Genomic DNA, 26,988 nt, shown 5'->3' with positions numbered 1-26,988 from the left:
CCGCATGGAACCCGCGCCCGAGCCCACCCACCCGTCCGACGGCCCCGAGACCCCTCCCCCGCCCGGGCCGACCGGCCGTTCCGGACCGGGCACCGGCCCCGAGCCGGCCGGACCGGACAGCGCCCCCGCCGCCCCGCGGAGCCCGTCCGATCTGCCCCGCCGCTCGTGGCGGGCCGTCGTGCGCCGCACCGGCGGGGAGTTCCTCGCGGACGAGCTCCCCGACCGGGCGGCCGCGCTCACCTACTACGGGGTGCTGGCGATCTTCCCCGCCCTGCTCGTCCTGGTGGCGATGCTGGGGGTGATCGGCCGCTCCGCGACCGACGCGATCCTCGACAACCTCCAGCACCTCGCACCGGGCCCGGCCCGGGACATCCTGCGCAACGCCGTCGACCAGCTCAGGGACAACAGCGGCCCGAGCTCGGTCCTCGCCGTGCTGGGCCTGGTGGCCGCGCTATGGGCGGCCTCCGGGTACGTCGGCGCCTTCATCCGCGCCGCCAACGCCGTCTACGACATCGCCGAGGGGCGCCCGATCTGGAAGGTCACGCCGCTGCGGTTGGGGCTGACCCTCCTCCTCATGGTGCTGCTCGCCGCGAGCGCGGTCATCGTGGTCTTCACCGGGCCGATCGCGGACCGGGTCGGCCGCGCGCTCGGGCTGGGCAGCACCGCGCTACGGGTGTGGTCCTACGCCAAGTGGCCCGTCCTGGTGGTGCTGGTGATCCTGATGATCGCGGTCCTGTACTGGGCCGCGCCCAACGTCCGCGGCCGCGGCTTCCGCTGGGTCACCCCCGGCAGTGTCCTGTCGGTGCTGATCTGGCTGGCCGCCTCGGCGGGCTTTGCCGTGTACGTCGCCAACTTCTCGTCCTACAACCGGACGTACGGCACGCTCGCCGGCGTGATCGTCTTCCTGGTCTGGCTCTGGCTGTCCAATCTCGCGATCCTGCTCGGCCTGGAGTTCGATGCCGAGCTCTCCCGCCAGCGGGCCATCGCCGGTGGCTTCCCCAAGGACCGGGAGCCCTACGTCACCCCGCGTGACACCAGCACCTGGCCCGAGGAGAAGGAGGAGGAGGCGCCCCCGGAGGACGAGGGGCCACGGTAGGCCGAGCGGGCCGGCGAGGTGTGGGCGGCGCTGATCCGGGCAGCCGCCCGGCATGCTGTTGATCAGACCGCCGGGCGTCTATCCGCCCCAGGGCGACACCGAACTGCTCATCTCCAGCCTGCGCCGCGAGCCGCTGGGCCCCACCAGCCGGGTACTCGACGTCGGGACCGGCACGGGGGCGGTGGCACTGGCCGCCGCCGGGTCCGGCGCCCGGGTCACCGCCGTGGACCTGTCGGGACGCGCCGTCGCGGCCGCCTGGCTGAACACCCGGCTGCACCGGCGTCGCGTCCGGCTGCGCCGCGGGGACCTGCTGCGTCCGGTCGCCGGGCAACGGTTCGACCTCATCACCGCCAATCCGCCGTACGTGCCGGTCGACGACGCCGCGGACGCTCCGGGGCGCGGGCCGGCCCTGGCCTGGGACGCGGGGCGGGACGGGCGACTGGTGCTGGACCGGATCTGCCGGGAGGCGCCCCGCCTGCTCGCTCCCGGCGGGGTGCTCCTGATCGTGCAGTCCTCCCTGGCGGACGTCCCGGCGACGCTGACCGCGCTGCGGCGGTCCGGGCTGCGGGCCTCGGTGGCCGCGCGGCGGCGCCAGGCGTTCGGCCCGGTGATGACGGCGCGCGCCGGCCTGTTCGAGCGGCTGGGGCTGATCGCGCCCGGCGAACGCGCGGAGGACCTGGCGGTGGTGCGCGGTGTCCGGCAGCGGTGAGCCGCGCGCGGCCGACTTCACCCGGGTGACGATCGTGGCGGGCGGGCCGCTGCTGGTCGAGGGCCCCGTCGAGGTCACACTGCCGGACGGCACCGTGCGGCGCTCGGAGCGGCCGGTGGTGGCGCTCTGCGCCTGTCGGCGGAGCCGCCGCTACCCGTTCTGCGACACCAGCCACCGACGGCGGCGCGCTCCCCGGCCGGACTCGGTCCCGGCCGGGGAGCGCGCCGCCGGAGAGGGCTCGCTCGGGGAGGGCTCAGCCGCGGGAAGGGGCCGCGCCGACACCGCCGGGCAGGGGTGAGTCGGGCAGGGGCGAGCGCAGCGAGCTGCGGCCGGCCCGCCAGTGGTCGAGCAGATGGGCGGCGAACCGGTCGTCGACCGCCCCGGCGGCGGCCACCCCGAAGGCGATGTCGTCCGCCAACCCGGGCTCGGCGGAGACCAGTTCCTCGACCACGCCACGCCGCACCAGTTGCTCGTGGACGGCGTCCGCCTCGATGTGCTCCCGGTAGAAGAGCGTGCCGTCCGGCCCCGCGCCGAGCCGCTCCAGCGCGGTGGCGAGCCGGGCCGAGCCGGGCGAGGAGGTGACCTCCAGGGCCGCGAAGTGGCCGACCCCCGCGCCGCGCAGCGCCCGGTGCAGGCCGAAGAGCATCATCAGGTTGACCACGGCCAGCGCCGGCGCGGGGACCAGGTCGATGTAGTGGCCGTACTCGGGGTCGAGGCCCAGGTCGGCCATCATCCGCGCGAACAGCAGCGCGTGCGCGCGGTCCGGGCGCCCGGCGCCGTACTCGTCGTAGGCGATCGCCATCAGGACCGCCTGCGCCGGGCCGTGCACCCGGGGCACCAGCCACAGCTGCGGGTCGGCCTCCTTGAGGTGGTAGACCGAGCGGTGCACCAGGTACTCACGGGCCTGCCAGCGCTCGCCCTCGGCGAGCAGGAAGTGCGAGGGCCCGGAGCCGTCCGGCGGCTCGGTCAGCAGGCTCTCCAGCGCCTCCGGCAGCGGCCGTACGGGCTCCGCCTCGGCGCGCACGGCCGCCAGGAAGGCCCGCTCCAGGTCGCGGCGGAGGGCGAGCAGGCCGGGATCCCACTCCCACTCGGGGTCGACGCCCGGCAGGCCCCGGTCGTGGAGTTCGTAGCAGAGGTGGAGGGCGAGCTGGTGGTCCTCGCCCCACGGGTCGGTGAGCGGGCCCGGTTCGGTCAGGAGCCGCCCCGCAGCGGGCGGTCCGGCGGTGACGAGGTCGAGCACCGCCTCGGAGAGCGGGCCGCGGGACCGCGGCAGGGCGTTCACCGTCCGCTCCGGTGGCCCTCGGCGCACAGGCGCAGCACGGCGAAGGACGCCGCGAGGATCAGCGCCCAGCCGCCGGTGAACGCCCAGAAGAGCGTCGCCGGTGCGGGCAGCAACCCGACCGCCAGCAGGGCGAGCGAGGCCAGCCCCAGGCCCAGCACCGTGCGCGGGCGTACCCCGCGCACCATCTCCCAGCCCCGGCTGCGCAGCCCGAGCCCGAGCCGTCGCACCAGGGCCACCAGTTCGCGACCGTGGCTGCCCGTACCGCCGGTGCCGCCGTCGACTCCGGCCAACGCCACCTGGTCCCGCCGCTCCATCGCGTCTGTCTCCTCGCGTAGCCGTTCATGTCCGCCGGTGCGGGTGCCCGCGATGCGGGCCGGCTAACCTGCGGATCGTGGCCTGCCGTGGATCACCACGACGCGGTCAGTGGCCGAAGAGGTGCCGGATCCGGCCGCCCCGTCCGGGCTCGGCGGTCCGCTCCTCCTCCTGCGGCTGTTCTGGCGCGACGGCTCGCGGGTCGCGCGCGTAGGTCTGCGGCTCGGGCGGGTAGGCCTGCTGCTCCGGTGTGAGGGCCTGCGGGTCGAGCGCGTAGGTCTGGGGCTCGGGTCGGCCGGCCGGGTCGGCCGGTCGGCGGGGGTCGTCGCGCTGGACGGGCGTCGCGGGCGCGACCGGCCGCGACGGGACGGGTTCGCCCAGAGCGGGGTAGCCCTCCGGGCGGCCCCTGCGGTGGGCGCCGAGCCGCACCGGGCGGGTCCGCCGGGCGAGGGCGATCAGGGCCAGTCCGAGGCAGAAGAGCAGGGCGAGCGCCACCCCGGCGAGGAAGATCGCCAGGCTGTTGAGCGTCACCAGGTCGGAGCCGAGGACGGAGACCTGGTAGTCGGGCCCGCCGTCGAGGTTGTCCGCGATCAGCAGGCCGGTGAACGCGCCGGCGGCGGCCATCAGCAGAAGTCCGAGCAGCAGCATGTCGGGAGTCCCTTCGGTCCGTTCGGCCCCCGGTGCGCCCTCCCCTCGCTGGGCCTCGTCTACCCGGCCGACCGAGGCCCTAACATGCCGACCGCCCCCGGTCCGGCCCGATCGGGCCGGACCGGGGGCGGTCGGATCAGGGGCTCCGCCGCGACGACTGCTCGGCGGCGTCGCCGTCCCCGGCCTCGGAGCGGTCACCGCCGTCGGAGCGGTCACCGCCGTCGCCCGGGCCCTGGCGGGCCCGATCGATGTGCTCGGTGTTCTTCTCGTCCACCTCGTCCTTGAGGTGGGAGAGGTCCTCGGACTTCCGGTGGGCTCGCTCGCGGTCGAACTCCTTCATGGGTCTGCCCTCCTGTGTCGCCGGCGGCCCGTGCCCGGGCGGCTTCGCCGGGCCGCGGGTCAGTCGGGCCAGGTGCCGGTCAGGCGGCGGGTGCCGGCCGCGCCGCCGCGGTCCACCGCGGCCTTCACGAGGGCGAACAGCGCTCCCTGCAGGGCGGCCGCGGTCAGCACCTCCCGCCAGGTGCGCTCCTGGTCGGTGGCCTCCGGAGCGTCCTCCTCGTGTCCGAGGAGCGCCCACAGGCGACGGAACAGGGCGCCCGCGATCAACCCGCCGAGAACGCCGAACAGGAGCCCGAGCGGCTTGTAGAGGATCTTGATCATCACAGTCTCCCCGGATCGCACGACCGCCGTCGGCCGTTCCATGCTGTGCGTCTGTCCGTCGGCGGGCCGGCCAATCCACCGGTGGCGGCCCGCCGACCGGGAATCAGATGGCGAGCAGGTCGGTGAGGTCGTCGGCGTGCTCCTCCTCCTCTTCGAGGATGGACTCGATGAGGCGGCGGGTGGTCGGGTCGTGGTCCCCGAGCCAGCGGGCGATCTCCTGGTAGGTGGAGATGACGATGCGTTCGGCCAGCAGGTTGTGCTCCAGCATCGCCGTGAGGTCCTTCTCGTCCGGCGTGGTGTAGTCGGTGTGGGCACGACTGGCGAGGGTGCTGGGGTCGAAGTCGGGTTCGCCGCCGAGCTGCGCGATGCGTCCGGCGGCCCGCAGCGCGTGCTGCATCTCCTCGGCGGCGTGCTCGGTGAACTCGGCCGCCACCTGGGCCCGGTCGATGCCGGTGGCCGAGATGGCGTGCCGCGTGTAGCGCAGCCAGCAGACCACCTCGGTGGCGACCACGTCGTTCAGAACGGCGATCACCTTCTCGGTGTCGAGGCCGTAGGTGCTGGTCACCGCGCCCTCGGCCATCTTCTTCCGGGCCTCGTCCCGGATCCGGCTCACGTCGATGACGAAGTCGTCGCCTGCCACAGTGCACTCCCAAGGGGTCGGGGGGAAGGACGGTCCGGGCCACGTCTTCCCCCGGACGGGCGAGGACATTCCCACCTGTTCCGGACACCACCGGTTCGCAGCAAGGCCGCGGCAAGGCCCGGCACGGGGAGCGGCGGGCCGCTCGCCGTGCCGGGCCCGGGTCTACCAGCGGTACCAGCGGCCCCGGCCGCCCGAACTGCTCGCGCCGCGCGCGACGAAGCCGAGCAGCCAGATGACCAGCACCGCGAGGGCCACCCACCAGAGGGCCTTCAGCGCGAATCCGGCTCCGAAGAGGATCAGGACCAGCAGCAGGACGAGCAGCAGAGGAACCATCCCGAACAGCCTCCGAGGTCGGTGTCACCAGTGGTGGCAGGCGCCTTCCCCCGGTTCGGAGTTCCACGCCCCCGCGTTCAGAGCGGCGAGGGCCCGCCGGATCCGGCGCCGCCCCCGGCGAGCACCTCGGCGCTGACCAGGCGGTGCCAGCCGTCCAGCGTGCGGGCCTGGTCGGTGGCGCGTGCGATGAGCCGGTCCAGGTCGTCGCGGCCGAGGCGGGGCTCCCCGTCGGCGATGGCGCGCAGCGCGCGCCAGAGGGCGGTCTTGCCCGCGACCCCGGTGCGCATCATCTCCAGCTCGACCAGGTCGGACAGCGGGGCGCGGTGGACCAGGGTGCCGTTGGGCTTGAGCCGCCCGATGCGTTCGCCGGCGATGCCCAGCCAGGTGCGGTAGTGCCGCACCGGCACGCCCAGCCGGTTCATGATGCGGACGAGTTCGTCGCGGTCCTCCTCGACCTGCCGGGCCAGCTCGCGCAGTTCGGCGGCGCGCCGGCTGTCGGCATGGGAGTCGGCCATCCGGCGCGCGAGTGCGGCGCCGCCGAACGCTCCGGTGAGGTGGTCGTTCAGGTAGACGCCCAGGGGCTGGGCCAGGAGTTGAGGTGACCTCACGTGACCTCCAGGGGCGAGGGTGTGTCGGGTCGGCGCTCGCGTGCCTCGCGACCGCGTCGCGGGCGCCCGGGCCGAACGGCGGTACTCCTCCCATGGTGCCCCTCGCTGCGGGGCTCCGCCCGGCGGGCGGGCCGGGCCGGGGGGGCGCGGTGGCCCCCGGACCGGGCGGGGGTTCAGAGCCGCTCCTCCATCCGGATGGCCTCGCGGAGCGCCAGGTGGGCCTCGCCCTCGTGGCCCTCGTGCTGTTCGAGCAGGGCGGCGGCGATCGCGTCGAGCTTGCGCTGGATGGCGTGTTCGGCGCGGCGCTCGGCGTTCTTGAGCAGCGCCAGCAGGAGCAGGGTGATCGCGGTCATGGTGTCGCCGACGAGGATCTGCCACTCCGTCGACAGTCCGGCCGCGTGGACCGCGACGAAGGCGGCCACCAGCAGGACGCAGAACACGGAGAACGCCGGGGAGCTGGTGAGGTTGGAGGCGGCCTCGGCGAGCCGCTCGAACCGCCCGCGTGCACCGTCGCTCCGGGCGGCGGGGTGTGAGAGGGTCATGCCCCACTGCCTATCACCCGCGCTGCGCGGACGCGGGCGACGGCACGCGGGCCCACCCGTCGCCCGGGCACCGTCCCGGGCTCACCGAAGCGGGCGGGCGGGGCGGCTCGGGCCGAGGGACGCGCCGGGGGACGCCACGAGCGCCGCGGCGCCCTGCCCCGCGCGCCCGTCACCGCGTCCGCCCGGCGTACAGGCCGAGGCCGAGGGCGAGGCCGGCGACCGCTGCGGCGGCGAGCGGCCCCCGGTGGGTGGTGGCCCAGAACTGCAGGCTCCGGTCGTGGGAGCTGTCGCTGAAGCGGCCGCGGGCGCCGTGGTCCTCCCGCGCGTCGACGGGCCGCCACAGGTTGGCGGGCTCGTCGTCGCGGCGGCGGCGGTCGGCCTGCTGGGAGTCGAAGCCGGTCCGGGCCAGGTAGCGGTCCAGCAGCCCGGGCACGACCGCGTTGGCCAGCAGGGTGGCCGCCGTACTGCCGCCCACCCAGTACTCCCGCCGCTGCGGCCGGTCGGCGGCGTGCAGCACGGCGCGGGCCGCGACCTCGGGCTGGTAGATCGGGGCTACGGGCCGGGCGCGGTTCGGCAGCCGCGACAGCACCCAGTCGAACTGCGGGGTGTTCACCGCCGGCATCTGCACCATCGTGGTCCGCACGGCGGTGCCGGAGGCCAGCAGCTCGCAGCGGAGCGCCTCGTGCCACCCCTGCAGGGCGTGCTTGGCGCCGCTGTAGGCGCTCTGCAGCGGGATCCCCCGGTAGGCGATCGCGGAACCGACGTGCACCAGCGTGCCGTGGTCGCGCGGCAGCATCCGCCGCAGGGCGCTGCGGGTGGCGTAGACGTAGCCGAGGTAGCTGACCTCGGTGACGCGGCGGAACTCCTCCGGGGTGATCTCGGTGAAGGGCGCGAACACGGAGGTGAAGGCGTCGTTCACCCACACGTCGATCGGGCCGAGTTCGTTCTCGACGCGCTCGGCGGCGGCCTCGACGGCGTCGGGGTCGGCGGTGTCGGCCTCGATCGTGATCACCGTCGCACCGGCCTCCCGGGCCTGCGCGGCCGCCGCCTCCAGGCCTGCCCGGCCGCGGGCGATCAGCGCGAGCCGGTCGCCCCGCTCGGCGAAGGCCCGGACGCAGGCGCGCCCGATTCCGGCACTCGCGCCGGTCACCACCACGACCCGTTCGGTGCGCCTCGATGCAGTCATGACCGTCGTCTGTCCGGCGCCGCGCAGGTCAAACGCGCCCGGCCCGGTCGCGTTCGGCCCGGGGCCGCCGTAGCGTCGGCGGCGGAGCGAACCGTGACGGACAGGAGGCGCCCGATGGCACCGACAGCGCTGTTCGACGTCGATGGCACCCTCCTCGACACGAACTACCTGCACACCCTCGCCTGGGCCGAGGCGCTGGCGCAGTACGGGCACACCCCGGCGATGGCGCGCATCCACGCGTCGATCGGCATGGGGGGCGACCAACTGCTCGACCACGTCCTCGGCCGGGACCGGGACCGGTCCGGGGACGGTGACCTGAGCGCGGCCCACCAGGCGCTCTACGCCCGCTTCTGGCCCGTGCTGCGGCCCTTCGACGGGGCGGCCGCGCTGTTGCGCGCGGTCGCCGCGCGGGGCTGGACGGTGGTGCTGGCGAGTTCGGCCTCCGGGCGGGACCTCGCGGTGATGCGCGACGTGCTCGACGCGGACGACGTGGTGGCCGCCGTCACCGGTGCGGACGACGTCGACGCGAGCAAGCCCGCCCCCGACCTCGTCCGGGCGGCGCTCGACAAGGCCGGCGCGCGACCCGAGGAGGCGGTCTTCGTCGGGGACACCCCGTGGGACGTGCAGGCCGCGGCGACCGCCGAGGTGCCGTGCGTCGCCGTCCTGTCCGGCGGCTGGAGCGAACGGGACCTGCGGGCCGCCGGGGCGCTGGAGGTCCATGAGGACGTGGCGGCGCTGCTGGCGGGGCTGGCGGACAGCGCGCTCGGCCGGGGGCGCTGACGGACCGGTCCGTCGGCGCTCCCGGCGCGGTGCGGGCCCGTCAGCGCGGGAGGGCCGGCAGGACCTCGCGGCGGTAGTGGTCGAAGAAGGCCTCGTTGTCGGGGCCGATCTGGCCGACGTAGACCTCGTCGAAACCCGCGTCGACGTAGGACCGCAGCGTCGCGACGTGCTCGTCCACGTCGTTGCCGCAGGTCACCGCCTCGGCCACCATCTCGGGGGTGACCAGTTCGCTGGCCTGCTCGAAGTGGGCCGGGGTGGGGAGGAGTTGGGCGAGCTCGCCCGGCAGCAGTTCGGTCGGCCAGAGCCGGTGCACCAGGTCGACGGCCTTGTCCCGGTCGTCGTTCCAGCAGACCTTCACGCCGCCGATCACCGGCTTGCCGGCGCCGCCGCCCGCACGGAACGCGCCGACCAGGTCGCGGTCGGGGGTCATGGTGACGAAGCCGTCCCCGATCCGGCCCGCGAGGGCGGCGGCGTTCGGCCCGAAGCCGGAGACGTAGACCGGCGGTGCCTCGGCGGGGACGGTGTAGAGGCGGGCGTTGTCGACGGTGTAGTGCCGGCCGCGGTGGGACACCTGCTCGCCGGTGAACAGCTTGCGCATCACCTCCAGGGCCTCCTCCAGCATCTCGGCCCGTTCGTCGAACGAGGGCCAACGATCCCCGTGCACGTGCTCGTTGAGCGCCTCGCCGGTACCGACGCCCAGCGTGAAGCGCCCGCCCAGCAGGACGGCGGAGGTGGCGGCGGCCTGCGCCGTGACGGCCGGGTGCAGGCGCACCGTCGGACACGTCACGAGGGTGGTGACCGGCAGGTCGACGGTCTGCGAGAGGGCGCCGATCACCGACCAGACGAACGGACTGCTGCCCTGGGCGTCGTTCCACGGGTGGAAGTGGTCGGAGACGGCCAGCCGGGTGAAGCCGGCCTCGGCCGCGAGCCGGGCCTGGTCGAGCAGTTGGGCCGGGGTGAACTCCTCGCAGGAGAGGAAGTAGCCGTACTCGGTCATGGGTCTACCTGTCCTTCCGGGTAACGGTGGCGGCACGGACCGGCGACGCCCGGGCCCCGGCGCCGTGGTTCGGGGCGCCGGGGCCCGGGCATCGGGGCGGGTCAGCCGTGTCGCATGTCGTCCGGGTCCGCCGGCAGGGGCGGTGCGCCCTCACCGGTCATCCGGGCCTGGGGCCGCTCGCGCGGCGGCGCGTCGCCGAGCGCCGTGGGCCCGCCGGAGCCCTGACCGCCGGTGCCCTGGCCGCCGGTGCCCTCGGGGGAGAGCCGGCCGCGCCAGCCTCCGCTCTCGCGGCCCTGTTCCTCGATGAAGCCCTTGAACCGCTTCAGATCGCCCTTGACCTGCCGGTCCAGGACACCGAGCAGGTCACCGGCCTTCTCGGCCATGCCCTTCGGGTGGAAGTCCATGGCCAGGCTCACCCGGGTGTGGGAGTCGTCGAGGCGCTGGAAGGTCACGACTCCCATCTGCTGGACGTCACCGCCGACGGTGCGCCAGGAGATCCGCTCGTCGGGGAGTTGGTCGACGATCTCGGTGTCGAACTCGCGGCGCGCACCCGCGACCTTCGTCGTCCAGTGCGAGTGCCGGTCGTCGGTCTGGCGGACCTCCTCCACGCCCTCCATGAAACGCGGGAAGTCCTCGAACTGCGTCCACTGGTTGTAGGCGCTGTGCAGCGGGACGTCCACGTCGATGGACTCCTTCACCTTGCTCACAACGGTCTCCTTCCGAATCGACAGGATCGGGCATTTCGTACACCGGCGCGCCTGCCCCGATCGCGGGCGCTCAATCAGGAGGCCACCAGGGCGGTCCCGGGGCCCGGCTCCGGCGTGCCGGTCACGCGGCCTGCGGGGAGCGCACGGGGCCGAGCAGGTCGGCACGCTCCGTCTCCGACAGACCGCCCCAGACGCCGTACGGCTCACGCACCTCCAGAGCGTGCCGGAGGCACTCTTCGCGGACGGGGCAGCCCCGGCATATCCGCTTCGCCTGCTCCTCCCGGTCGTCGTGTGCCTGGCCGCGTTCACCGAACGGGTGGAAGAACAACGCGGTGTCGACGGAGCGGCACGCGGCGGCGAGCTGCCAGTTCCAACGGTGGTCGAAGGCGCCGGGCAGGCGCGAGATGTTGGTCAAGGGGTTCTCACCTCGGCTGGACGTGACCGGGAAGGGTCGGGAGTACGGGTGGCGAGGGGCCGGGCCGCCGGACGGCCTCGGCTGTGCGGGCGTGTGCCCGCTCCCGCCGATCCCACGCGTACCGGGGCGCCCCGGAACGGTCGCCGGTCGGCGCTCACCCGTCAGCGGTCGGCCGGCACGGCGCCGTCGGACGCCAGGCTCGCCCGTCTCCTCATGATCGCGTGGCCGGCGAGCGCCCCGCCGTAGATGGTGTAGCCCACGCCGATCAGCCAGGACTGCACCACCAGGACCGCGCCGACCGTCCCGTACGAGACCGCGTTGGAGACCAGCAGCGGGGCGAGGACCAGCCGGGAGAAGTACCGCAGCCCGGTCAGCGCGGCCATGGTGGCCAGCGCGCCGGGGAGCAGCCACAGCCAGGGGACGCGTGCGCCGAGCAGCAGGCGCTGCAGCCACCAGAACAGCAGGACGCCGCCGAGCACGGTGGCGGCCAGGCGCAGCGCGGGCTGGGCCGCGCTGCCCTGCCACGGGCTGCCGCTCCAGGCGGCGACGAGGATGTAGGCGGTCAGTCCGGCCAGGCCGAGGGCCTGGCGCCAGACGGCGTGCCAGGGGCCGCGTTCGAGCTGCCAGATGCGCTCGTAGACGGTCTGGACGGAGGCCATCAGGGAGATGCCGAAGACCGTCAGGGCGGCGAGGCCGAAGCCGGTGGTGGTGCTGAGGATCTGGCCGCGGGAGGCGAACAGGCCGCGGGTGGCCTGCGCGCCGGGGCCGGTCAGGCCCAGGCCGTCGGTGATCCACTGGCTGATTCCGCTGTTCCGGGTGGGCGGGGCCGCGGCGATCACGATCAGCAGCGGCACCAGCGTGACGAAGAACAGCGCGGCGAAGGCCATCGAGCGCTGCAGGAGTTCCACCGAGCGGCCCTGCTTCCAGACCTCCAGGGCGACCGAGGCGGCGCTGCGGCGCCCGGGCGCCACCGTCGCGCCCGCTGTGCCCGCCGTGCCCGGGGTCGCGTCCCGGTCCCGGTCCCGGTCCTCAGCCATGGTGGCCTCCACGCCGTCGTCCCCGTCCTCGCGCCTACCACGCGCAGGCCGTCGCAGACAGGGACGGCCTGCGCAATCAGCGGGTGGGGCCGGCCAGCCGCACGGCGGCCTCCAGCATCAGGCCGTGGACGAAGGCCTGCGGCAGGTTGCCGCGGAGCTGGCGCTGGGCGATGTCGAACTCCTCCGCGAACAGGCCCGGCGGTCCGCAGGCCGCCCGGTTGCGCTCGAACCACCGGGCCGCCTCCACCGGGTCGCCCTGCTGGTGTTCGGCGAGCGCCATGACGAAGCCGCAGAGCAGGAACGCTCCCTCGGCGTCCTCCAGCGGCCGCTCGTCGTGGCGGAACCGGTAGGCGTAGTGGTCCCGGCAGAGTTCCGCCCGTACCGCGTCGAGCGTCGCGCGGGTGCGCGGGTCGTCCGGGGCGACGGCGCCGCGGATCGCGGGGAGCAGCAGGGCGGCGTCGACGCCGGGGTCGGTGGGGGTGCGCTGCCAGCGGCCGGTCGGGTGGGTGCCGGTGGCGGCGGTCCGCGCGGTGATCTCGTCCGCGAGCGCCTCCCAGCGGCCGGCGGTGGAGCGGTCGGCGGCGCCGGCGGTGGCGGCCGCCCGCAGCCCCGCGGCGGCGGTGAGACGGCTGTGGGTCCAGTGGTCGTCGTGGAGTTCCCAGATCCCGGCGTCGGGCTCGGTGTGACGGTGGGCGATGGCGTCGGCGGCGATCCGGGCGGCCTGGACGCCGTCGGTGTCCAGCCGGCCGTGGCGGGCGGCGGCGGCGAGGAGGAGCAGGCACTCGCCGAGGGCGTCGAGCTGGAACTGCCGGTTGACGTGGTTGCCCGCCACGTCGAAGCCGCCCGGGTAGCCCGGCAGGTCCAGGGTGCGCCGGTCCGGGATGGCTGCGCCAGTGGTGGTGTACGCGGGGGCTAGGTCGGGGCCGTGCTCGTGGAGGCGGGCCGTGGTGAAGCGGACCGAGTCGTCGAGCAGCGGGTGCGGACCGGCGGCGGCGACGGCCTGGCCGATGTAGCCCTGGTCGCGGATCCACACGTAGCGGTAGTCGTAGTTGCGCCCCTGCTCGGCGCGTTCGGGGAGGCTGGTGGTGGCGGCGGCCACGGTGCCGCCGTGGGCGCCGGTGAGGCCGCGCAGGACGGTGTAGGCGTGCCGGGCGTCGCGGGAGCCGAGCGCGTCGGGGAAGGTCGGGACCTGCTGCGCCCAGGCGGCCTCGGTGGACCGCCAGAGCCGGTCGGCGCTCGCGACCCGGCCGGGCGGCCGGTCCGAGAGCTCCAGTACGAGGTCGTGGTGCGCGCCGGCGGCCAGCTCCAGCCGGGTGTGGAGGGTGGGGCGGCCGCCGTCGTCGCGGGGCCGGGCCGCCGGTGCGCCGGTCCAGCGCAGGTGCAGGTCGCCGGCCCGGCCCGTCCAGCGCCCGGTCTCGTCGCGCCGCAGGTCGCGGGCGGGCTGCTCGCCGAACGCGGCGGCGGCCTGGAGGGTCACGTCCACGGTCGCCGGCCCGTCGACGGCGAGGATCCGGCGCAGCACGACGGCGCGGTGCGGGTCGCCGGGGTGGGCGAGGGCTTCGCGGCACTCGACGATGCCGCCGGTGGTCACCCAGCGGCTGCGCCAGATCAGGGTGCCGCTCTCGTAGTAGCCGCCCCAGACGAAGGGGGCGGCGGGCGTGACGGAGTACCAGCCGGGGCCGCCGATCAGCGCGGAGAAGACGGCGTCGCTGTCCCAGCGCGGTGCGCACATCCAGACCAGGTCGCCCCTGGGGCCCACCAGGGCGCCGCGTTCGCCGTCGGCCAGCAGGGCGTAGTCGCGCAGCGCGTGGGGCTGGGGGCGGTCGTCGGTCACGGGCTCGGCTCTCCTTCGGCGGGGTGGCGGGTCGGTGCTCAGCCGGTGCGGTACTGCTCGGCGCGGTCGGCGCGCAGGGTGAGGCCGAGGCCCGGCGCGCCGTCCGCGCCGGGGCGCAGCACCCCGCCGCGGGGGTCGAGGGCGCCGTCGAAGAGCAGGTTCTCGATCCGGACGTGGTCGTGGAACCACTCCAGGTGGCGGAGGTTGGGGACGGCCGCGGCGGCGTGGGCGTGGACGTGCGGGGCGCAGTGGCCGGAGAGCTGGAGGCCGTGCGCCTCGGCGAGGGCCGCCGCCCGCAGCCAGACGGTGAGGCCGCCGCAGCGGGTGGCGTCGGCCTGCAGGCAGTCCACCGCCGGGATCATCCGGGCGAAGTAGGGCAGGTCGTAGCCGTACTCCCCCGTGGCGACATCGGCGGTGAGGGCGTCGCGGACCAGGGCCAGCCCGGACAGGTCGTCCGAGGAGACCGGTTCCTCGCGCCTCGTTGCGGGCGGGGACGTCGAGGACGGACTGCCCGGTGACCACTCCGGCCAGTTCGTCCCTGATCACGTCGGCGGTGGCGGCGGCGCCGTACGTCCAGCCGGTGCCGGTGGTGCCCGCGGCGTGCGCGTGCACGAGGACCATGGTGGTGGATTCCCAGGCGAGGGTGCCGTCGCCCTCGGGCGCGTCGGTGGGCACGGTCAGCACCTGGACGTCGATCCGCTCCAGCGGCGGTCCGTCGGTGTCGGTCATCGGGCGCTCCTCCCGGCGGGCGCGCGCAGGCCGGACCGGGCTCCGGCGGCCAGCCGCCCGGCGGCGCGGTCGACGAGGGCCATGATGGTCAGCGCCGGGTTGGCGGAGCCCTGGGTGGGCAGCACGCTGCCGTCGGTGATCAGCAGGTTGGGGATCGCGAAGCTCCGCAGGTCGGCGTCGACGACGCCGTGTTCGGCGTCCCGGGCCATCCGGCAGCCGCCGACCAGGTGGGCGTAGCGCTCGATGGTGATGACCTCGGTGGCGCCGGCCGCCCGCAGGATCTCCTCCATGGTCGACCGGGCGGCCTTGATCACCTCCCGGTCGTTGTCGCACTGGGTGTAGGAGAAGTCGGCCACCGGCAGGCCGTGGCGGTCCTTCTCGGTGGCGAGGGTGACGCGGTTGTCGGGCTGCGGGAGGAGTTCGCACAGGGCGCCGAGGGTGGCCCAGTGGATGTAGTCCTGGAGGTAGCGGCGCAGGTCGTGCCCCCAGTGCCCCTGGGCCGCCACGTGCTCGGCCCAGGTGATCGGCAGCGGGGAGACGGTCTGGACGGCGAACCCACGCTTGTAGGGTCGGCCGGGGTCAGTCTCGTAGAAGGCCTCGGAGGAGACCTCCGGCGGGGGCGCCTTGTACGCGCGGATCTCCTCCGCGAAGCGCCCGGCGGTCTGCGGGGCGCCCTGCACCATGACGTAGCGGCCGACCAGGTCGTGGTCGTTGCAGAGCCCCTCGGGGAAGCGCCGGTTCGCGGAGTTGAGCAGCAGCCGCGGGGTCTCGATCGCGTACCCGGCGACGGCCACCGTCCGGGCGCGCTGCAGGTGTTCGCGCCCCCGGCGCAGATAGCGGACCCCGGTGGCGCGGCTGCCGTCGGCGTCGGTCTCGATCGCGGTGACCATGGCGTCGGTGCGGATCTCGGCGCCGTGCGCGAGGGCGTCGGGGACGTGGGTGACGAAGGCGGAACCCTTGGCGTTGACCTTGCAGCCCTGGAGGCAGAAGCCCCGGTAGACGCAGTGCGGGCGGTTCCCGAACCGGCCGTTGGTGATGGCGACCGGGCCCACCCGGGCCTCGATCCCGGCGGCGGCCGCGCCGCGCAGGAAGATCTCGCCGTTGCCGCCCACCGGGTGCGGGGCGTGCGGGTAGGCGTGCGGGTCGCCCCACGGCCAGTACTGCCCGGCGACGGGGAGTTCCTGCTCGATCCGCTCGTAGGACGGGCGCAGGTCCTCGTAGCGGATCGGCCAGTCGGCGCCGACGCCGTCGTCGGTGAGCGTGGAGAAGTCGCTGGGGTGCAGGCGGGGCACGAATCCGGCGAAGTGCACGGTCGAACCGCCGACGCCGCGGCCGGAGTTGTTGGAACCCATGGGGACCGGGTCCTGCCCGGAGATCACCCGCGGCTCCGTCCAGTAGAGGTGGTGGGAGCCGGCCTCGTCGCTGACCCACTCGGTGTCCGGATCCCAGAACGGCCCGGCCTCCAGGCAGACCACGGACCACCCCGCGTGCGCCATCCGCTGGGCGAGGGTGGCGCCGCCGGCGCCGCAGCCGACGATGACCAGGTCCACCTCGTCCGTGTCGTCGAAGCGGCGCATGTTCTCGACCAGCGCGTGGTCGAACCGGCTTCCGTCGTCCGGCAGCAGCCAGGCGGAGGCGTTGCGGTCCCGGATCTCCTGCTGCGATCCGGCCGTGAGGGCCAGCGTGGACCGTACCGCTTCCAGACGTCGGCTCACGTCCTGTCCTTTCGGTCGGCGGGGCTGTCGTCGGCGGAGTCGTGGTCGCGGGGGCCGTGACTGGCGGGGCTGTCCTCGGGACCGTCTCCCCCAGGAGCGGGTCCGGCCGGGTCGGCGGGGTCCGCGTCCGGATGCTCCCAGCGTTCGCGCGCCCCCACACCGAGGCGGGCGTAGCCGCGCGGGTAGGCCGGCCCGCCGAAGCCGATCTCGTTCCACGACCACGGGTGGGCGTAGAAGGCGGTGCAGGCGTACCTGGTCCACAGGCTCCACACGTGGGCCGCCGGCATGCCGTGCCAGGGTTTGCCGTGCAGGTCCTGGACGGCCTGGACGAGGGCGCGCTGCCGGTCGGGGTCGAGCGCCGCGAACGGCGCGCCGTACCGGTCGGCGGCGTCCTCGTCGAGGGCCCGCAGCGCGGCCCGCCAGGCCTCCCCGTCCTCGGGCATGTCCCGGTACCGCCAGCCGTCCGTCCGGGCCTCGGCGAGGCGGGCGTCGATCATCTGGAGGACCGGCACCTTCGGGCACTCCGGCGGGCCGTCCTGGGCGAGCAGCCGGTCCAGCAGGGCGCCCGCGCAGGCCTCCTCCGCCGGGGTGAAGTAGCGCAGGTCGGGCTGGAGTTGGAGGCGCTGGTGGACGGTGGCGGCGGTCGCCGGATCCCAGGCGTCGGACTGGTCCAGGACGTCGAAGCCGGGGAAGCGCCGGCCCGCCTCGCCGGAGGGGACGGTCCGGCGGGCGGGCCGGCGGCGCGCGGGCACGCTCACCGCTCCCGGCGCAGGACGGCGGCGAGCAGGCCCATCCCCCCGACCATCGTCACCAGGAGCGGTGCGAACAGCGGCGGGCCCATCTCGACGTTGTAGCGGGCCATCGCCCAGCCCCCGGGTTTGCGGGCGACGCCCCGCGCGTGCAGGTAGGTGCCCTGGAGGCCGTTGGCCACCACGGCCGCCGACACCACGGGCAGCACGGTGTGCGCGGCGCGCTCGCTGGCGAATCCCGCCACCCCCGCCGCGGCGGCCAGCGGCCCCAGCACGACCGGCCACCACATCACGCGGTTGCCGAAGCTCGCGCGGTCGTGCTCCAGGTAGATCTCGGCGGCCGTCACCAGGGCGCCGCCCGACATCAGCAGCGACAGGGACCGCTCGAAGCGGCCGTGGCGTACGTCGTGCACCGCGCGGGGCACGAGCCCGGGCAGGTGCCGTACGGCCGGGGCCTCGGTCATCGCGCTCACTCCTTGCCGCTGCCGGGCAGGAACTCCTGGATCTTCGCCTTGAGGCCCTGCTTGACCATGGACCCGCGGTCGCTGTCACCCTTGAGGACCGCCGAGGCGGCGGCGGTGATCTGGTCGAGCGAGGCGTGCGGCGGGATCGGCGGCACGGCCGGGTCGGTGCGGAAGTCGATGACGTACGGCCGCTCCGAGGCGAGCGCCTGGCGCCACACCGGCTCGACGTCCTCGGGCTTCTCCACCCGGGTGCCGTAGAGGCCGAGCTGGACGGCGAAGTCGGCGTACCGCACGTCCGGCAGGTGCTGGGAGGCCTCGAACTGCGGGGCACCCTGCATGGCCCGCATCTCCCAGGTGACCTGGTTGAGGTCCTGGTTGTTGAGGACGGCGACGATCAGCCGCGGGTCCGACCACTGCTGGTAGTACTTCGCGACGGTGATCAGTTCGGCGAGGCCGTTCATCTGCATCGCGCCGTCCCCGACGATGGCGATGGCGGGGCGGTCCGGGTGGGCGAACTTCGCCCCGATCAGGTAGGGGGCCCCGGGGCCCATGGTGGCGAGGGTCCCCGACAGGGAGCCGCGCATCGTCCCGCGCATCCGCAGGTGGCGGGCGTACCAGTTGGCGGCGGACCCGGAGTCCGCGGCGATCATGGCGTTCTCCGGCAGCAGGGCGTCGAGGGCGTGCACGACGTGCTCGGGGTTGAGCGGGTCGGCGGAGACGGCGGCGCGCCGCTCCATGACCTCCCACCAGCGGGCGGTGTTCTCCTCGACCGTCTCCCGCCAGGACCGGTCCGTCTTCTGGTCCAGCAGGGGGATGAGCCGCTTGAGGGTCTCCGTCGCGTCCCCCACCACGTTCAGCTCGAACGGGTAGCGCAGGCCCACCATCGACGGGTCGACGTCGATCTGCACGGCCCTGGCCTTGCCGAACTCGGGGAGGAACTGGGTGTACGGGAAGCTGGAGCCGATCACCAGCAGGGTGTCGCAGTCGCGCATCAGCTCGTAGGACGGCCGCGTCCCCAGCAGGCCGATCGAGCCGGTCACGTAGGGCAGCGTGTCCGGCAGCACGTCCTTGCCGAGGAGCGCCTTCGCCACCCCGGCGCCGAGGATCCCGGCGACCTGCTCGACCTCGGCGCGCGCCCGCCGGGCACCCTGGCCGACCAGGACGGCCACCTTCTCGCCGGCGTTGAGGATCTCGGCGCAGCGGGCGAGGTCCGCGTCCGACGGCACCGGCGCGTACCGGCCGACGCCGAGGCTGGAGGGCACCATCTTGAAGGCGTGAGCCGGCGGCTCGTAGTCGAGCTCCTGGACGTCGGCCGGGACGATCACGGCGGTGACGGTGCGGCTGGTGGCGGCGATGCGCATCGCCCGGTCCAGCACGTTGGGCAGCTGTTCGGGGACGGTGACCATCTCGCAGTAGGCGGAGGCGACGTCCTTGTAGAGCGAGAGGAGGTCGACCTCCTGCTGGTAGGAGCCGCCCATCGCGCTGCGGTCGGTCTGGCCCACGATCGCGACGACCGGGACGTGGTCGAGCTTGGCGTCGTAGAGGCCGTTCAGCAGGTGGATCGCGCCCGGGCCCGAGGTCGCGGCGCACACGCCCGTCCGGCCGGAGAACTTGGCGTAGCCGACGGCCTCGAAGGCGGCCATCTCCTCGTGCCGCGCCTGCACGAACTGCGGCTTGTCGTCGGCCCTGCCCCAGGCGGCGAGCAGGCCGTTGATGCCGTCACCGGGATAGGCGAAGACGTGCTCGACGTCCCATTGCCGCAAACGTTCGAGGATGTAGTCCGAGACCTTCATCTGTTGGGCTCCGTTCGCAGCTCGACTCGCCGGCGGGGGGACCGGGAGAAACTCCCCGCGCTCTCGTCTGACCCGTCGGGGCCGGCCGAAACCCGGCCGGCGGAGGCCGCGGCCGCGGTGCCCGGACGCAGTCGCTCCGGGCCCGCGAGCGACGCCCGGCGGGTTTCCGCCGCCCGCTCCGGGCCGGGCCGCCGCTCCCGGTGGCGCCCCTGCGTGGCCGTCGCCAGACTGGGCAGACGGGTGCGGCGCCGGTCCCGCCGAGGGCACACCGGCCGCCGATGCCCGTTCGCCGCGCTGCGCCGCCCCGTCGGCGCCCGGCCCCGACCGCCGCAGGGGACCCGCCGATGACCGCAGACCACGACCGACCGGCCCGGGGGCGGGACGAGTCTCCGGAAGAGCGTGCCGACCGCCTGTGGAACGAGATGCTGCAGGAGGTGCGGGTCTGCCAGACGGGCGCCCAGATCCTCTTCGGCTTCCTCCTCGCCACCGCCTTCACCCCCCGCTTCGCGACACTGCCGGACTTCGACAAGCACCTCTACGTGGCCACCGTCCTGCTCGGCGCCTTCGCCACCGGCACGCTCATCGCCCCCGTGGCGTTCCACCGCTTCATGTCCGGCCACGGCATGAAGCCCGAGCTCATCCACGTCGCCGGGCGGCTCATCGGCCTCGGCCTGGTGCTGCTCGCCCTCACCATCTCGGCCGCGCTGCTGCTGCTCCTGCGCACCGCCACCGACAGTTCACCGGCGGCCTGGGTGCTCAGCGGCGCGGCGCTGGCGTGGTTCTGCGTCTGCTGGCTCGTCCTCCCCCGTTCGGTGCTGCGCCGTCACGCCCACCGGAGGGACCGGGACCGCTGAGCCCCCGCCGGGCCGGGGCCCGGACGCGCGCCGCCCGGTTTGCACTCCCGTCCGTCGGGCAGCCGCACCGCCGACCCAGGCCGGGCGCCCGGAAAGCGCCGGCCCGGCCCCTTCCAGGACGGAGAGCGTGCCATGACGATCAACCCCGGACCTCCCGAGCACCGCCCCCACGCGCCCCTCGTCACCGGGACCCCGAATCCGGGGCCACCCGTGGAGCACGGGCGCGATGCCAAGGACGCCGCGCTGGACGCCGCCCGGGCTCCTGACCCGAACGGAGCGCTGACCACCGACCAGGGCGTGCGGGTCGACGACACCGACAACTCGCTGACGGTCGGCGATCGCGGGCCCACCCTGCTGGAGGACTTCCAGCTGCGGGAGAAGCTCACCCACTTCGACCACGAGCGGATCCCCGAGCGGGTGGTGCACGCCCGCGGGGCGGGCGCCTACGGATTCTTCGAACCCTACGCGTCGCTCGCCGAGTTCACCTGCGCCGACTTCCTCCAGGAGGCCGGCCGGCGCACTCCGGTCTTCGTCCGGTTCTCGACCGTCCAGGGCCCGCGCGGCTCCGCCGACACCGTGCGCGACGTCCGCGGCTTCGCCACCAAGTTCTACACCCGCCACGGCAACTACGACCTGGTCGGCAACAACATGCCGGTGTTCTTCATCCAGGACGCCGCCAAGTTCCCCGACTTCGTGCACGCCGTGAAGCCGGAGGCCCCGAACGAGATCCCCACCGGCGCCTCCGCCCACGACACCTTCTGGGACTTCTGTTCGCTCCAGCCCGAGTCCACCCACATGCTCATGTGGGCGATGTCCGACCGGGCCATCCCCCGCAGCTACCGGATGATGCAGGGCTTCGGCGTCCACACCTTCCGCCTGGTGAACGCCGACGGTCGCGGGACCTTCGTGAAGTTCCACTGGCGGCCGCTGCTCGGAACGCACTCCCAGGTCTGGGACGAGGCCCAGCTCACCGCCGGACGCGACCCGGACTTCCACCGCCGCGACCTGTGGGAGGCGATCGCGGACGGCGACTTCCCGGAGTACGAGCTCGGCGTCCAACTGATACCGGAGCAGGACGAGTTCGCGTTCCCCTTCGATCTGCTCGATCCGACGAAGCTGGTACCGGAGGAGCTCGTGCCGGTCCGGCCGGTCGGGCGGATGGTCCTGAACCGCAATCCGGAGAACTTCTTCGCCGAGACCGAGCAGGTCGCCTTCCACACCGCCAACATCGTCCCCGGTATCGACTTCACCAACGACCCGCTGCTCCAGGGCCGCAACTTCTCCTACCTCGACACCCAGCTCATCCGCCTGGGCGGCCCCAACTTCTCGCAGCTGCCGGTCAACCGGCCGCTGGCCGACGTCCGGGTCAACCACCGCGACGGCCACGGCCAGCAGACCATCCACCCGGGTCACGGCTACTCGCCCAACTCCGTGGGAGGCGGCTGCCCGTTCACCATGGGCGGCGGCCGGCTGCCGGAGGGGGTCTTCCAGCACTACCAGGAGCGGGTCGACGGCCGGACGATCCGGCGGCGCAGCCCCAGCTTCGCCGACCACTACAGCCAGGCCACCCTGTTCTGGCGCAGCATGACCGGCTGGGAGCAGGAACACATCACCGCCGCCTTCGCGTTCGAGCTGGGCAAGGTGGTCGACGAGGAGGTGCGGCGGCGCACCGTCGGCAACCTCGTGCACGTCGACCCCGTCCTGGCCGCGGAGGTCGCCCGGCGGATCGGCGTACCCGAGCCGGAGCCGGCGGAGCTGGACGCCCCGGCGCAGGAGGACGCCGGCACGGCCGGGCCGCTGGTCTCCCCCGCGCTGAGCCTGGAGCACCTGCGCGGCTCCGGCATCCGCACCCGCAAGGTCGCCGTGCTGGTCGGCCCCGGCGCGGACGCCGACCAGGTGCGGGCCGCGCACGAGCACCTGGGTGCCCGCGGTGCCACGGTGGAGACCCTCGCCGCACACGGCGGCGAACTGCCCGCACGGGACGGCGGCCGCCTCGTGGTGGACCGCCCGCTGCCCACCACCGCGTCCGTCCTCTACGACGCCGTGGTGGTACCGGACGGCACCGGCGCCCTCTACGACGCCGTGATCGTGCCGGGCGGCACCGGCACCGACCTCACCACCGATCCGGACGCCGTACGGTTCGTCACCGAGGCGCTGCGGCACGGCAAGCCGGTGGCGGTCCTCGGATCGGGCGCCGGGCTCGTCCGCGCGGCCGGGGCCGGCGATCCGACCGACCTGGCCGGGGTCGCCGTCCGCGGCCCCGGGGAGCGGGCCGACGAGGACTTCTGGGACGGCTTCGCCCGCCTGCTGGAGCGGCACCGCTTCCCGGAGCGCTGACCGCCCGGTCACGACACGCCGTTGGCGGCCCCTCGACGGGGCCGCCAACGGCGTGTCGTGGCCCGGGGGTGCGGCCGGGTCCCGGTGGACGCGGGTCGGCCCGTGTGATCGCCGGAGAGCCGGGCAGACGCGGGGGCGTCCCGTTCCGGCGTAGGAGGAGAGTGTCATGGCCGACTCGGTGAAGGCGTCCGCGAAGAGGACGCAACAGCCACCGCAGACCGGGGACTCGCCCGGTGGCGAGGTCATCGAGACGGACGTGCCGGCCAGACTCGACCGGCTGCCGTGGTCCCGCTGGCACTGGCGGATCGTGATCGGCCTGGGGACCGTCTGGATCCTCGACGGTCTGGAGGTCACGATCGTCGGCAACATGGCGGCCCGGCTCGCCGAGCAGGGCAGCGGCGTCAGCATCTCGACGACCCAGGTGACCACCGTCGCGGCCGCCGTGTACGTGGCGGGTGCGTGCAGCGGCGCCCTGTTCTTCGGCTGGCTGACGGACCGGCTGGGGCGCAAGAAGCTCTTCATGCTCACCCTGGCCGTCTACCTGGTGGCCACCGCCGTCACGGCGTTCTCCTGGAGCGCCTGGTTCTTCTTCCTCTGCCGCTTCTTCACCGGCTTCGGCATCGGCGGCGAGTACGCGGCGATCAACTCCGCGATCGACGAGCTGATCCCGGCCCGGGTGCGCGGCCGGATCGACCTGATCATCAACGGCAGCTTCTGGATCGGCGCGGCGCTCGGCGCCTTCGCCTCGATCGCGCTGTTGAACACCGCGCTGTTCGCCACCGACGTCGGGTGGCGGCTCGCCTTCGCCATCGGCGTGGTGCTGGGCCTGGTGATCCTGCTGGTGCGCCGGCACGTCCCGGAGAGCCCGCGCTGGCTGTTCACCCACGGGCGCGCCGCGGAGGCGGAGGAGGTGGTGGCCGAGGCCGAACGGATCGTGGAGGAGGAGACCGGCCGCGCCCTGCCGCCGGTCGAGGGGGACCCGATCCGCATCCGCGAGCGCGGGCCGCTCGGCTTCATCACGATCGCCCGTACGGTGGTGGGCAGTTACCCGCGCCGCACGGTGCTGGGCCTCGCGCTCTTCATCGGCCAGGCCTTCCTCTACAACTCGGTGACGTTCGGCTACGCGGTCATCCTCACCAAGTACTTCGAGGTGCCGGAGGGCGACACCGGCTACTACTTCGCGGTGATCGCGGTCGGCAACTTCCTCGGCCCGCTGCTGCTCGGCCACTTCTTCGACTCGGTCGGCCGCAAACCGATGATCGCCGGCACCTACATCGGCTCCGGCCTGCTGCTGTTCGGCACCGCCGCCCTCTTCCAACAGGGCTCGCTGTCCGCGGTCAGCATGACGGCCTGCTGGACGGCGGTGCTCTTCCTGGCCTCCGCCGGGGCGAGTTCGGCCTACCTGACCGTCAGCGAGATCTTCCCGCTGGAGACCCGGGCGATGTGCATCGCCTTCTTCTACGCCGTCGGCACGGCGGTCGGCGGCATCAGCGGGCCGCTGCTGTTCAACGGGCTGGTGAGCAGCGGCAAGGTGTCCGACACGACCCTCGCGTTCTGCATCGGCGCCGCCCTGATGACCGCCGCCGGGCTGGTCGAGGCCGCGATCGGGGTCCGGGCCGAACGGCGCAGCCTGGAGTCGCTGGCCGCGCCGCTCAGCACCGTCGGCGCGGCGAAGAGCACCTAGGGGCGGTTGCGAGGTCGCGGACCCGGCGGGACTTCGCGAACGCCCTCTGCGCCCGGGCGGGTCGTCAGATCGCGTCCTTCGCGCCCTTCTTGGCCGTCGTGGCCGCTCCGCCGGGCGACACCGGGCGCTCGGTTCGGCGAACGCCCGGTCGAGGCTCGTGCTCCGGCCCCCACTCCCCTCGTGGTGGGGGCCGGAGCGGGCCTCAGTCGCGCCGACGAGAGAGAGCATGCCAATGGGGACGGCCGGACGGCCATGCATTAGCCTCTGAGCCTAATAGTCGACAACGCGGCAGGTCAGGATGGCTGCGGGGAGCCGGAGGAAGGTTCGTGATCGCACTGAGGTTCGGGGTCGCGGACCTCGCGAGGACCCGGTTCGTCATATCCCCGCTCGACCATCTGCTGGCCGGTTCGGCCCGGTTGGGCGTTCACCAGGGCAACGGGTCGCGCAGCGAACGCTGGTGGCGGGACGCCCGCCGCCACGTCCCCCACCGGGCCGTGCGCTTCCTCGAAGTGGTCAACGCGAGCCCGATCGGCATCCCCGACTTCATGGTGGCCGACCTCGACGCCGTCCGCCGCCAACTGACCGACGAGCTCGACGCGCTCCTCTCCGTCCCGCAGCAGACCGTGGAGGAGGGTGTCGCGATCTTCGGCAACCGCCTGGGACTCCCGGCCGCCCTGGCCCGGTTGCGCGACGACGGCAGCCGGGGCCTGCGCGAGGTCAGCGACGGCGCCTGGGCGCTGTTCCAGGCCTGCCTCGCCCCGGACTGGCCCGACATCCGCCGCGCCCTGGAAGCCGACATCGCCGTCCGGGCCCGCACCGCCGCCCGCTCCGGGATCGGCGAAATGCTCGGCACGCTCCACCCGAAGGCCGTCTGGCGGGACGAAGGGGTGCTGGAGTGCACCCTCGGCGAGCTGGAGGGTTCCTTCGAACTCGGCGGCCGGGGCCTGGAACTGCGGCCCAACTACTTCGTCCAGCGGAGCATCAGCCTGCTGGCCGAGCCGGACCGCCAGAGCCTGCTGCTGCACCCGATCGCCGCCCCGGCCGCCGAGCCCGCGGCCCGGACCCCGGCCGCCGACGGCCTCGCCGCCGTGCTCGGCCCCGCCCGGGCCCGCGTCCTGCGCGCCATCGCCGGCAGCGCCTGCTCCACCACCGAGCTCGCCCAGCGGCTCGGCGTCACCCCGCCCTCCGCCTCCGCCCATGCCACCGCCCTGCGTGCGGCCGGCCTGATCGCCACCCAGCGCGAGGGCAAGCAGGTCCGCCACGCCCTCACCGACGTCGGCCACGACCTCCTCCTCGACAACCCACCTCCCCCGCCGCAGGCCTGAGCACCGGTCGGTGTCCGCACCAGGTCCCGGCTGGAACCTCCGGGACGCATCCACCCGGCGGTCCCGGCACCCGCCTGCCGCGTGATCGCCTACCGGCGGGTCCAGGCCCGGAGCACGCGGCGCTACCACCACACAGCCGTCTCCGCCCGGGTCAGCCGCCGCGGACGTGCTGGCCGAGCGGGGACGGCACTTCGAGCCAGACCAGCTTCCCGCGGCCCGCGGGCAGCGAACCCCAGGCCCTCGCGAGCCGGCCCACGATGCGCAGACCGTGCCCCCCGGGCCGCCCCGGGACGATGGCCGGCCGGACCCGCGGCGGCACCGGGCTGGCGTCCACGACCTCGACCCGCAGCCGCTCGCCGTTCCAGCTCAGCCGCAGCTCCCGGGGGCCGCCCGGGGCGTGCAGACAGGCGTTGGTGACGAGTTCCGAGACCATCAGCAGGACGTCCTCGGTCACCGCGCGCTGCTCCTCGTCGTCGGCGGGCAGCCAGTGCCACTCCTCCAGGATCCGGCGGCTGAACTCGCGGCAGCGCCGCACCGCGCCCTCGCCGCCGTCGAGCAGGAGGCGCTCGGAGTACTCGGGTGCGGGCCCCCGGCCGGGGGGCACCGGAACGCCGGACCGGTCGGGAACGGGGCCACTCGGGGAGCGGTTCATCCCGGCCTCCCCGAGGAGTCGCGGAAGCCCCGGGAGTCGCGGAAGCCCGGGGCGGGCGGCCCGGCGGCGATCCGCCCGGTGCCGTCGGCCGTCGTGCGGCCGGCGCCCTCCACCCGGCCGGGACCGGGGACGGCGTGCCGGACCCGCTCCCCCGCCCCTCGGGTGGGCTGCTCGGCTGGCCTCCGCATGGCTGGCTCCCGGTCGGGTCCGGACGGCGGCGGGCCGTCCCGCACATCATGGCGCGTGGCACGGGCGAGCGCGCGGGCGCCGGTCGACGACCGGTCGTCGGGAACCGGCCGAACCGACGCCCCGGGGGCGGCGGGCACCCTTCTCACCTGCGCCTCGGGCCTGGTTCGCGCCTGCCCGGCTCCGGCCCGGTCACACCTGCCGGGCGTTGCGACACCCCCGCCCGCGACGAACCCGGCACCACCGGGCCCGCGACGGACCCTTCGGCACCGGGTTCCGCGACGAACCCGGCACCACCGGGTGTGGAACCGGGCGAACCGGGCAGACGCCGGTCGGGGCGAGCGACGCCCGAGTCCACGAGAGAGCCGGACTCCACGAGAGGGAGTGAGCGACACGATGGGTGCCGACGACAAGCTGCGCAACGCCGGTGAAAAGGTCGAGGGCAAGATCAAGGAGGCCGCCGGCAAGGCGACCGGTGACCGCACCATCGAGGCGAAGGGCCGGGGCGAGCAGGCCAAGAGCGACCTGAAGCAGGCCGTGGAGAAGGTCAAGGACGCCGGGAAGCACTGACCCGGACCCCACCCGGCCCGGGGGGGGGCCCCCCGACGGCGGGGGGGGCGCGCCCGCGAGCGGGGCCCGCGGAAGCAAAGTTTTGATATGATAGTCCTGCAGAGAGGATGAGTAGGTGGTTTATATGATGGAGGGGACGACCAC

The 26,988-nt window shown here is 74.5% G+C and carries 30 protein-coding genes and 1 pseudogene; 9 read left to right on the top strand and 22 right to left on the bottom strand.

The genetic code is table 11. The annotated features are described in order from the left end of the window. Positions 1-4: 4 nt before the first annotated feature. From ABT263_RS31300 to ABT263_RS31290, 3 genes are read left to right on the top strand one after another with little or no spacing between them, the layout of a single operon-like run. Entirely contained in the window at positions 5-1,096 is a 1,092-nt protein-coding gene (locus ABT263_RS31300; protein WP_352295477.1) for a YihY/virulence factor BrkB family protein, read from the top strand. Between the two features lie 52 nt (positions 1,097-1,148). After that, positions 1,149-1,805, top strand: coding sequence for a HemK2/MTQ2 family protein methyltransferase (locus ABT263_RS31295; protein WP_329485626.1), 657 nt, complete (start codon positions 1,149-1,151; stop codon positions 1,803-1,805). Further along, positions 1,789-2,103, top strand: a complete 315-nt coding sequence (locus ABT263_RS31290; RefSeq protein ID WP_352295475.1) for a CDGSH iron-sulfur domain-containing protein — start codon at positions 1,789-1,791, stop codon at positions 2,101-2,103. The genes ABT263_RS31295 and ABT263_RS31290 overlap by 17 nt, the downstream gene beginning before the upstream one ends. Here ABT263_RS31290 and ABT263_RS31285 read toward each other — a convergent pair. From ABT263_RS31285 to ABT263_RS31240, 10 genes are all read right to left on the bottom strand, one after another. Next, positions 2,059-3,087, bottom strand: a complete 1,029-nt coding sequence (locus tag ABT263_RS31285; RefSeq protein ID WP_352295473.1) for an iron-containing redox enzyme family protein — start codon at positions 3,085-3,087, stop codon at positions 2,059-2,061. The two genes, ABT263_RS31290 and ABT263_RS31285, sit on opposite strands and share 45 nt — an antisense overlap. Beyond that, positions 3,084-3,401, bottom strand: coding sequence for a hypothetical protein (locus ABT263_RS31280; protein ID WP_352295471.1), 318 nt, complete (start codon positions 3,399-3,401; stop codon positions 3,084-3,086). The genes ABT263_RS31285 and ABT263_RS31280 overlap by 4 nt, the downstream gene beginning before the upstream one ends. Before the next feature lie 106 nt (positions 3,402-3,507). Next, positions 3,508-4,047 carry a hypothetical protein gene (locus ABT263_RS38975; protein ID WP_502885889.1) on the bottom strand — a complete coding sequence of 180 codons (540 nt, stop codon included), beginning with the start codon at positions 4,045-4,047 and terminating at the stop codon, positions 3,508-3,510. Between the two features lie 136 nt (positions 4,048-4,183). Further along, a complete protein-coding gene (locus ABT263_RS31270) occupies positions 4,184-4,387 on the bottom strand; it encodes a hypothetical protein (RefSeq protein WP_352295469.1) in 204 nt (67 codons plus the stop codon). Between the two features lie 59 nt (positions 4,388-4,446). After that, positions 4,447-4,707 carry a DUF4235 domain-containing protein gene (locus ABT263_RS31265; RefSeq protein WP_352295467.1) on the bottom strand — a complete coding sequence of 87 codons (261 nt, stop codon included), beginning with the start codon at positions 4,705-4,707 and terminating at the stop codon, positions 4,447-4,449. 103 nt (positions 4,708-4,810) lie between these two features. After that, on the bottom strand, positions 4,811-5,287 hold the full coding sequence (locus ABT263_RS31260; RefSeq protein WP_352295512.1) for a ferritin-like domain-containing protein: 477 nt from the start codon (positions 5,285-5,287) through the stop codon (positions 4,811-4,813). 222 nt (positions 5,288-5,509) lie between these two features. Then, positions 5,510-5,680 (bottom strand): hydrophobic protein, encoded by a 171-nt coding sequence (locus tag ABT263_RS31255; protein WP_329485634.1) that lies wholly within the window; start codon positions 5,678-5,680, stop codon positions 5,510-5,512. A 77-nt stretch (positions 5,681-5,757) separates the two neighbouring features. Beyond that, the gene (locus ABT263_RS31250) at positions 5,758-6,288 is read right to left on the bottom strand and encodes a hypothetical protein (RefSeq protein WP_352295465.1); all 531 of its coding nucleotides are present in this window, start codon (positions 6,286-6,288) and stop codon (positions 5,758-5,760) included. Between the two features lie 173 nt (positions 6,289-6,461). Then, on the bottom strand, positions 6,462-6,830 hold the full coding sequence (locus ABT263_RS31245) for a low affinity iron permease family protein (protein ID WP_352295463.1): 369 nt from the start codon (positions 6,828-6,830) through the stop codon (positions 6,462-6,464). Positions 6,831-6,999: 169 nt separating this feature from the next. Continuing rightward, positions 7,000-8,016, bottom strand: a complete 1,017-nt coding sequence (locus tag ABT263_RS31240) for an SDR family oxidoreductase (protein WP_352295462.1) — start codon at positions 8,014-8,016, stop codon at positions 7,000-7,002. A gap of 114 nt (positions 8,017-8,130) precedes the next feature. Here ABT263_RS31240 and ABT263_RS31235 point away from each other — a divergent pair, with 114 nt between their 5' ends. Beyond that, positions 8,131-8,796 (top strand): HAD family hydrolase, encoded by a 666-nt coding sequence (locus ABT263_RS31235; RefSeq protein WP_352295460.1) that lies wholly within the window; start codon positions 8,131-8,133, stop codon positions 8,794-8,796. A gap of 40 nt (positions 8,797-8,836) precedes the next feature. Here ABT263_RS31235 and ABT263_RS31230 read toward each other — a convergent pair whose 3' ends face one another. The 10 genes and pseudogenes from ABT263_RS31230 to ABT263_RS31185 all read right to left on the bottom strand — a co-directional run bounded on the left by ABT263_RS31230 (position 8,837) and on the right by ABT263_RS31185 (position 19,236). Next, positions 8,837-9,793 carry a TIGR03557 family F420-dependent LLM class oxidoreductase gene (locus tag ABT263_RS31230; RefSeq protein WP_352295459.1) on the bottom strand — a complete coding sequence of 319 codons (957 nt, stop codon included), beginning with the start codon at positions 9,791-9,793 and terminating at the stop codon, positions 8,837-8,839. Positions 9,794-10,035: 242 nt separating this feature from the next. After that, positions 10,036-10,500: pseudogene (locus ABT263_RS31225) on the bottom strand (SRPBCC family protein); the annotation flags it as partial. A 121-nt stretch (positions 10,501-10,621) separates the two neighbouring features. After that, a complete protein-coding gene (locus ABT263_RS31220) occupies positions 10,622-10,915 on the bottom strand; it encodes a WhiB family transcriptional regulator (RefSeq protein ID WP_329485639.1) in 294 nt (97 codons plus the stop codon). A gap of 161 nt (positions 10,916-11,076) precedes the next feature. Further along, positions 11,077-11,952, bottom strand: a complete 876-nt coding sequence (locus tag ABT263_RS31215) for a YhjD/YihY/BrkB family envelope integrity protein (RefSeq protein ID WP_352295457.1) — start codon at positions 11,950-11,952, stop codon at positions 11,077-11,079. A gap of 76 nt (positions 11,953-12,028) precedes the next feature. Continuing rightward, the gene (locus ABT263_RS31210) at positions 12,029-13,786 is read right to left on the bottom strand and encodes a glycoside hydrolase family 15 protein (RefSeq protein WP_352295456.1); all 1,758 of its coding nucleotides are present in this window, start codon (positions 13,784-13,786) and stop codon (positions 12,029-12,031) included. A gap of 38 nt (positions 13,787-13,824) precedes the next feature. After that, positions 13,825-14,220 (bottom strand): enolase C-terminal domain-like protein, encoded by a 396-nt coding sequence (locus ABT263_RS38970; protein WP_502885891.1) that lies wholly within the window; start codon positions 14,218-14,220, stop codon positions 13,825-13,827. 291 nt (positions 14,221-14,511) lie between these two features. Next, positions 14,512-16,230 (bottom strand): GMC family oxidoreductase, encoded by a 1,719-nt coding sequence (locus ABT263_RS31200; RefSeq protein ID WP_352295454.1) that lies wholly within the window; start codon positions 16,228-16,230, stop codon positions 14,512-14,514. Then, positions 16,227-16,982, bottom strand: a complete 756-nt coding sequence (locus ABT263_RS31195) for a gluconate 2-dehydrogenase subunit 3 family protein (RefSeq protein ID WP_352295452.1) — start codon at positions 16,980-16,982, stop codon at positions 16,227-16,229. The genes ABT263_RS31200 and ABT263_RS31195 overlap by 4 nt, the downstream gene beginning before the upstream one ends. Positions 16,983-16,984: 2 nt before the next feature. Next, complete coding sequence (locus ABT263_RS31190) at positions 16,985-17,443, bottom strand: hypothetical protein (RefSeq protein WP_352295450.1); 459 nt, start codon at positions 17,441-17,443, stop codon at positions 16,985-16,987. A gap of 5 nt (positions 17,444-17,448) precedes the next feature. Further along, the gene (locus ABT263_RS31185; RefSeq protein ID WP_352295448.1) at positions 17,449-19,236 is read right to left on the bottom strand and encodes a thiamine pyrophosphate-requiring protein; all 1,788 of its coding nucleotides are present in this window, start codon (positions 19,234-19,236) and stop codon (positions 17,449-17,451) included. A gap of 344 nt (positions 19,237-19,580) precedes the next feature. Here ABT263_RS31185 and ABT263_RS31180 point away from each other — a divergent pair, with 344 nt between their 5' ends. From ABT263_RS31180 to ABT263_RS31165, 4 genes are all read left to right on the top strand, one after another. After that, entirely contained in the window at positions 19,581-20,090 is a 510-nt protein-coding gene (locus tag ABT263_RS31180; protein WP_352295446.1) for a DUF6328 family protein, read from the top strand. A 132-nt stretch (positions 20,091-20,222) separates the two neighbouring features. Beyond that, positions 20,223-22,427, top strand: coding sequence for a catalase (locus ABT263_RS31175; protein ID WP_352295444.1), 2,205 nt, complete (start codon positions 20,223-20,225; stop codon positions 22,425-22,427). Positions 22,428-22,593: 166 nt separating this feature from the next. Then, positions 22,594-24,111 (top strand): MFS transporter, encoded by a 1,518-nt coding sequence (locus ABT263_RS31170; RefSeq protein WP_352295442.1) that lies wholly within the window; start codon positions 22,594-22,596, stop codon positions 24,109-24,111. A 326-nt stretch (positions 24,112-24,437) separates the two neighbouring features. Beyond that, entirely contained in the window at positions 24,438-25,436 is a 999-nt protein-coding gene (locus ABT263_RS31165; RefSeq protein WP_352295440.1) for an ArsR/SmtB family transcription factor, read from the top strand. A 151-nt stretch (positions 25,437-25,587) separates the two neighbouring features. Here the strand turns inward: ABT263_RS31165 and ABT263_RS31160 are convergent, their stop codons facing one another. Both ABT263_RS31160 and ABT263_RS31155 read right to left on the bottom strand, forming a co-directional pair. Continuing rightward, positions 25,588-26,088 (bottom strand): ATP-binding protein, encoded by a 501-nt coding sequence (locus tag ABT263_RS31160; RefSeq protein WP_352295438.1) that lies wholly within the window; start codon positions 26,086-26,088, stop codon positions 25,588-25,590. Continuing rightward, positions 26,085-26,276, bottom strand: coding sequence for a hypothetical protein (locus ABT263_RS31155; RefSeq protein ID WP_352295436.1), 192 nt, complete (start codon positions 26,274-26,276; stop codon positions 26,085-26,087). Before ABT263_RS31155 ends, ABT263_RS31160 begins: the two co-directional genes overlap by 4 nt. 394 nt (positions 26,277-26,670) lie before the next feature. Between ABT263_RS31155 and ABT263_RS31150 the strand changes: the two genes are divergently transcribed. Further along, positions 26,671-26,844: a CsbD family protein gene (locus ABT263_RS31150; RefSeq protein ID WP_352295434.1), complete on the top strand. Its 174-nt coding sequence runs from the start codon at positions 26,671-26,673 to the stop codon at positions 26,842-26,844. Positions 26,845-26,988: the final 144 nt, after the last annotated feature.

This window comes from Kitasatospora sp. NPDC001603, from assembly GCF_040298365.1.
Lineage (GTDB): Bacteria > Actinomycetota > Actinomycetes > Streptomycetales > Streptomycetaceae > Kitasatospora.
This window is presented reverse-complemented; position numbering and strand designations above follow the sequence as displayed.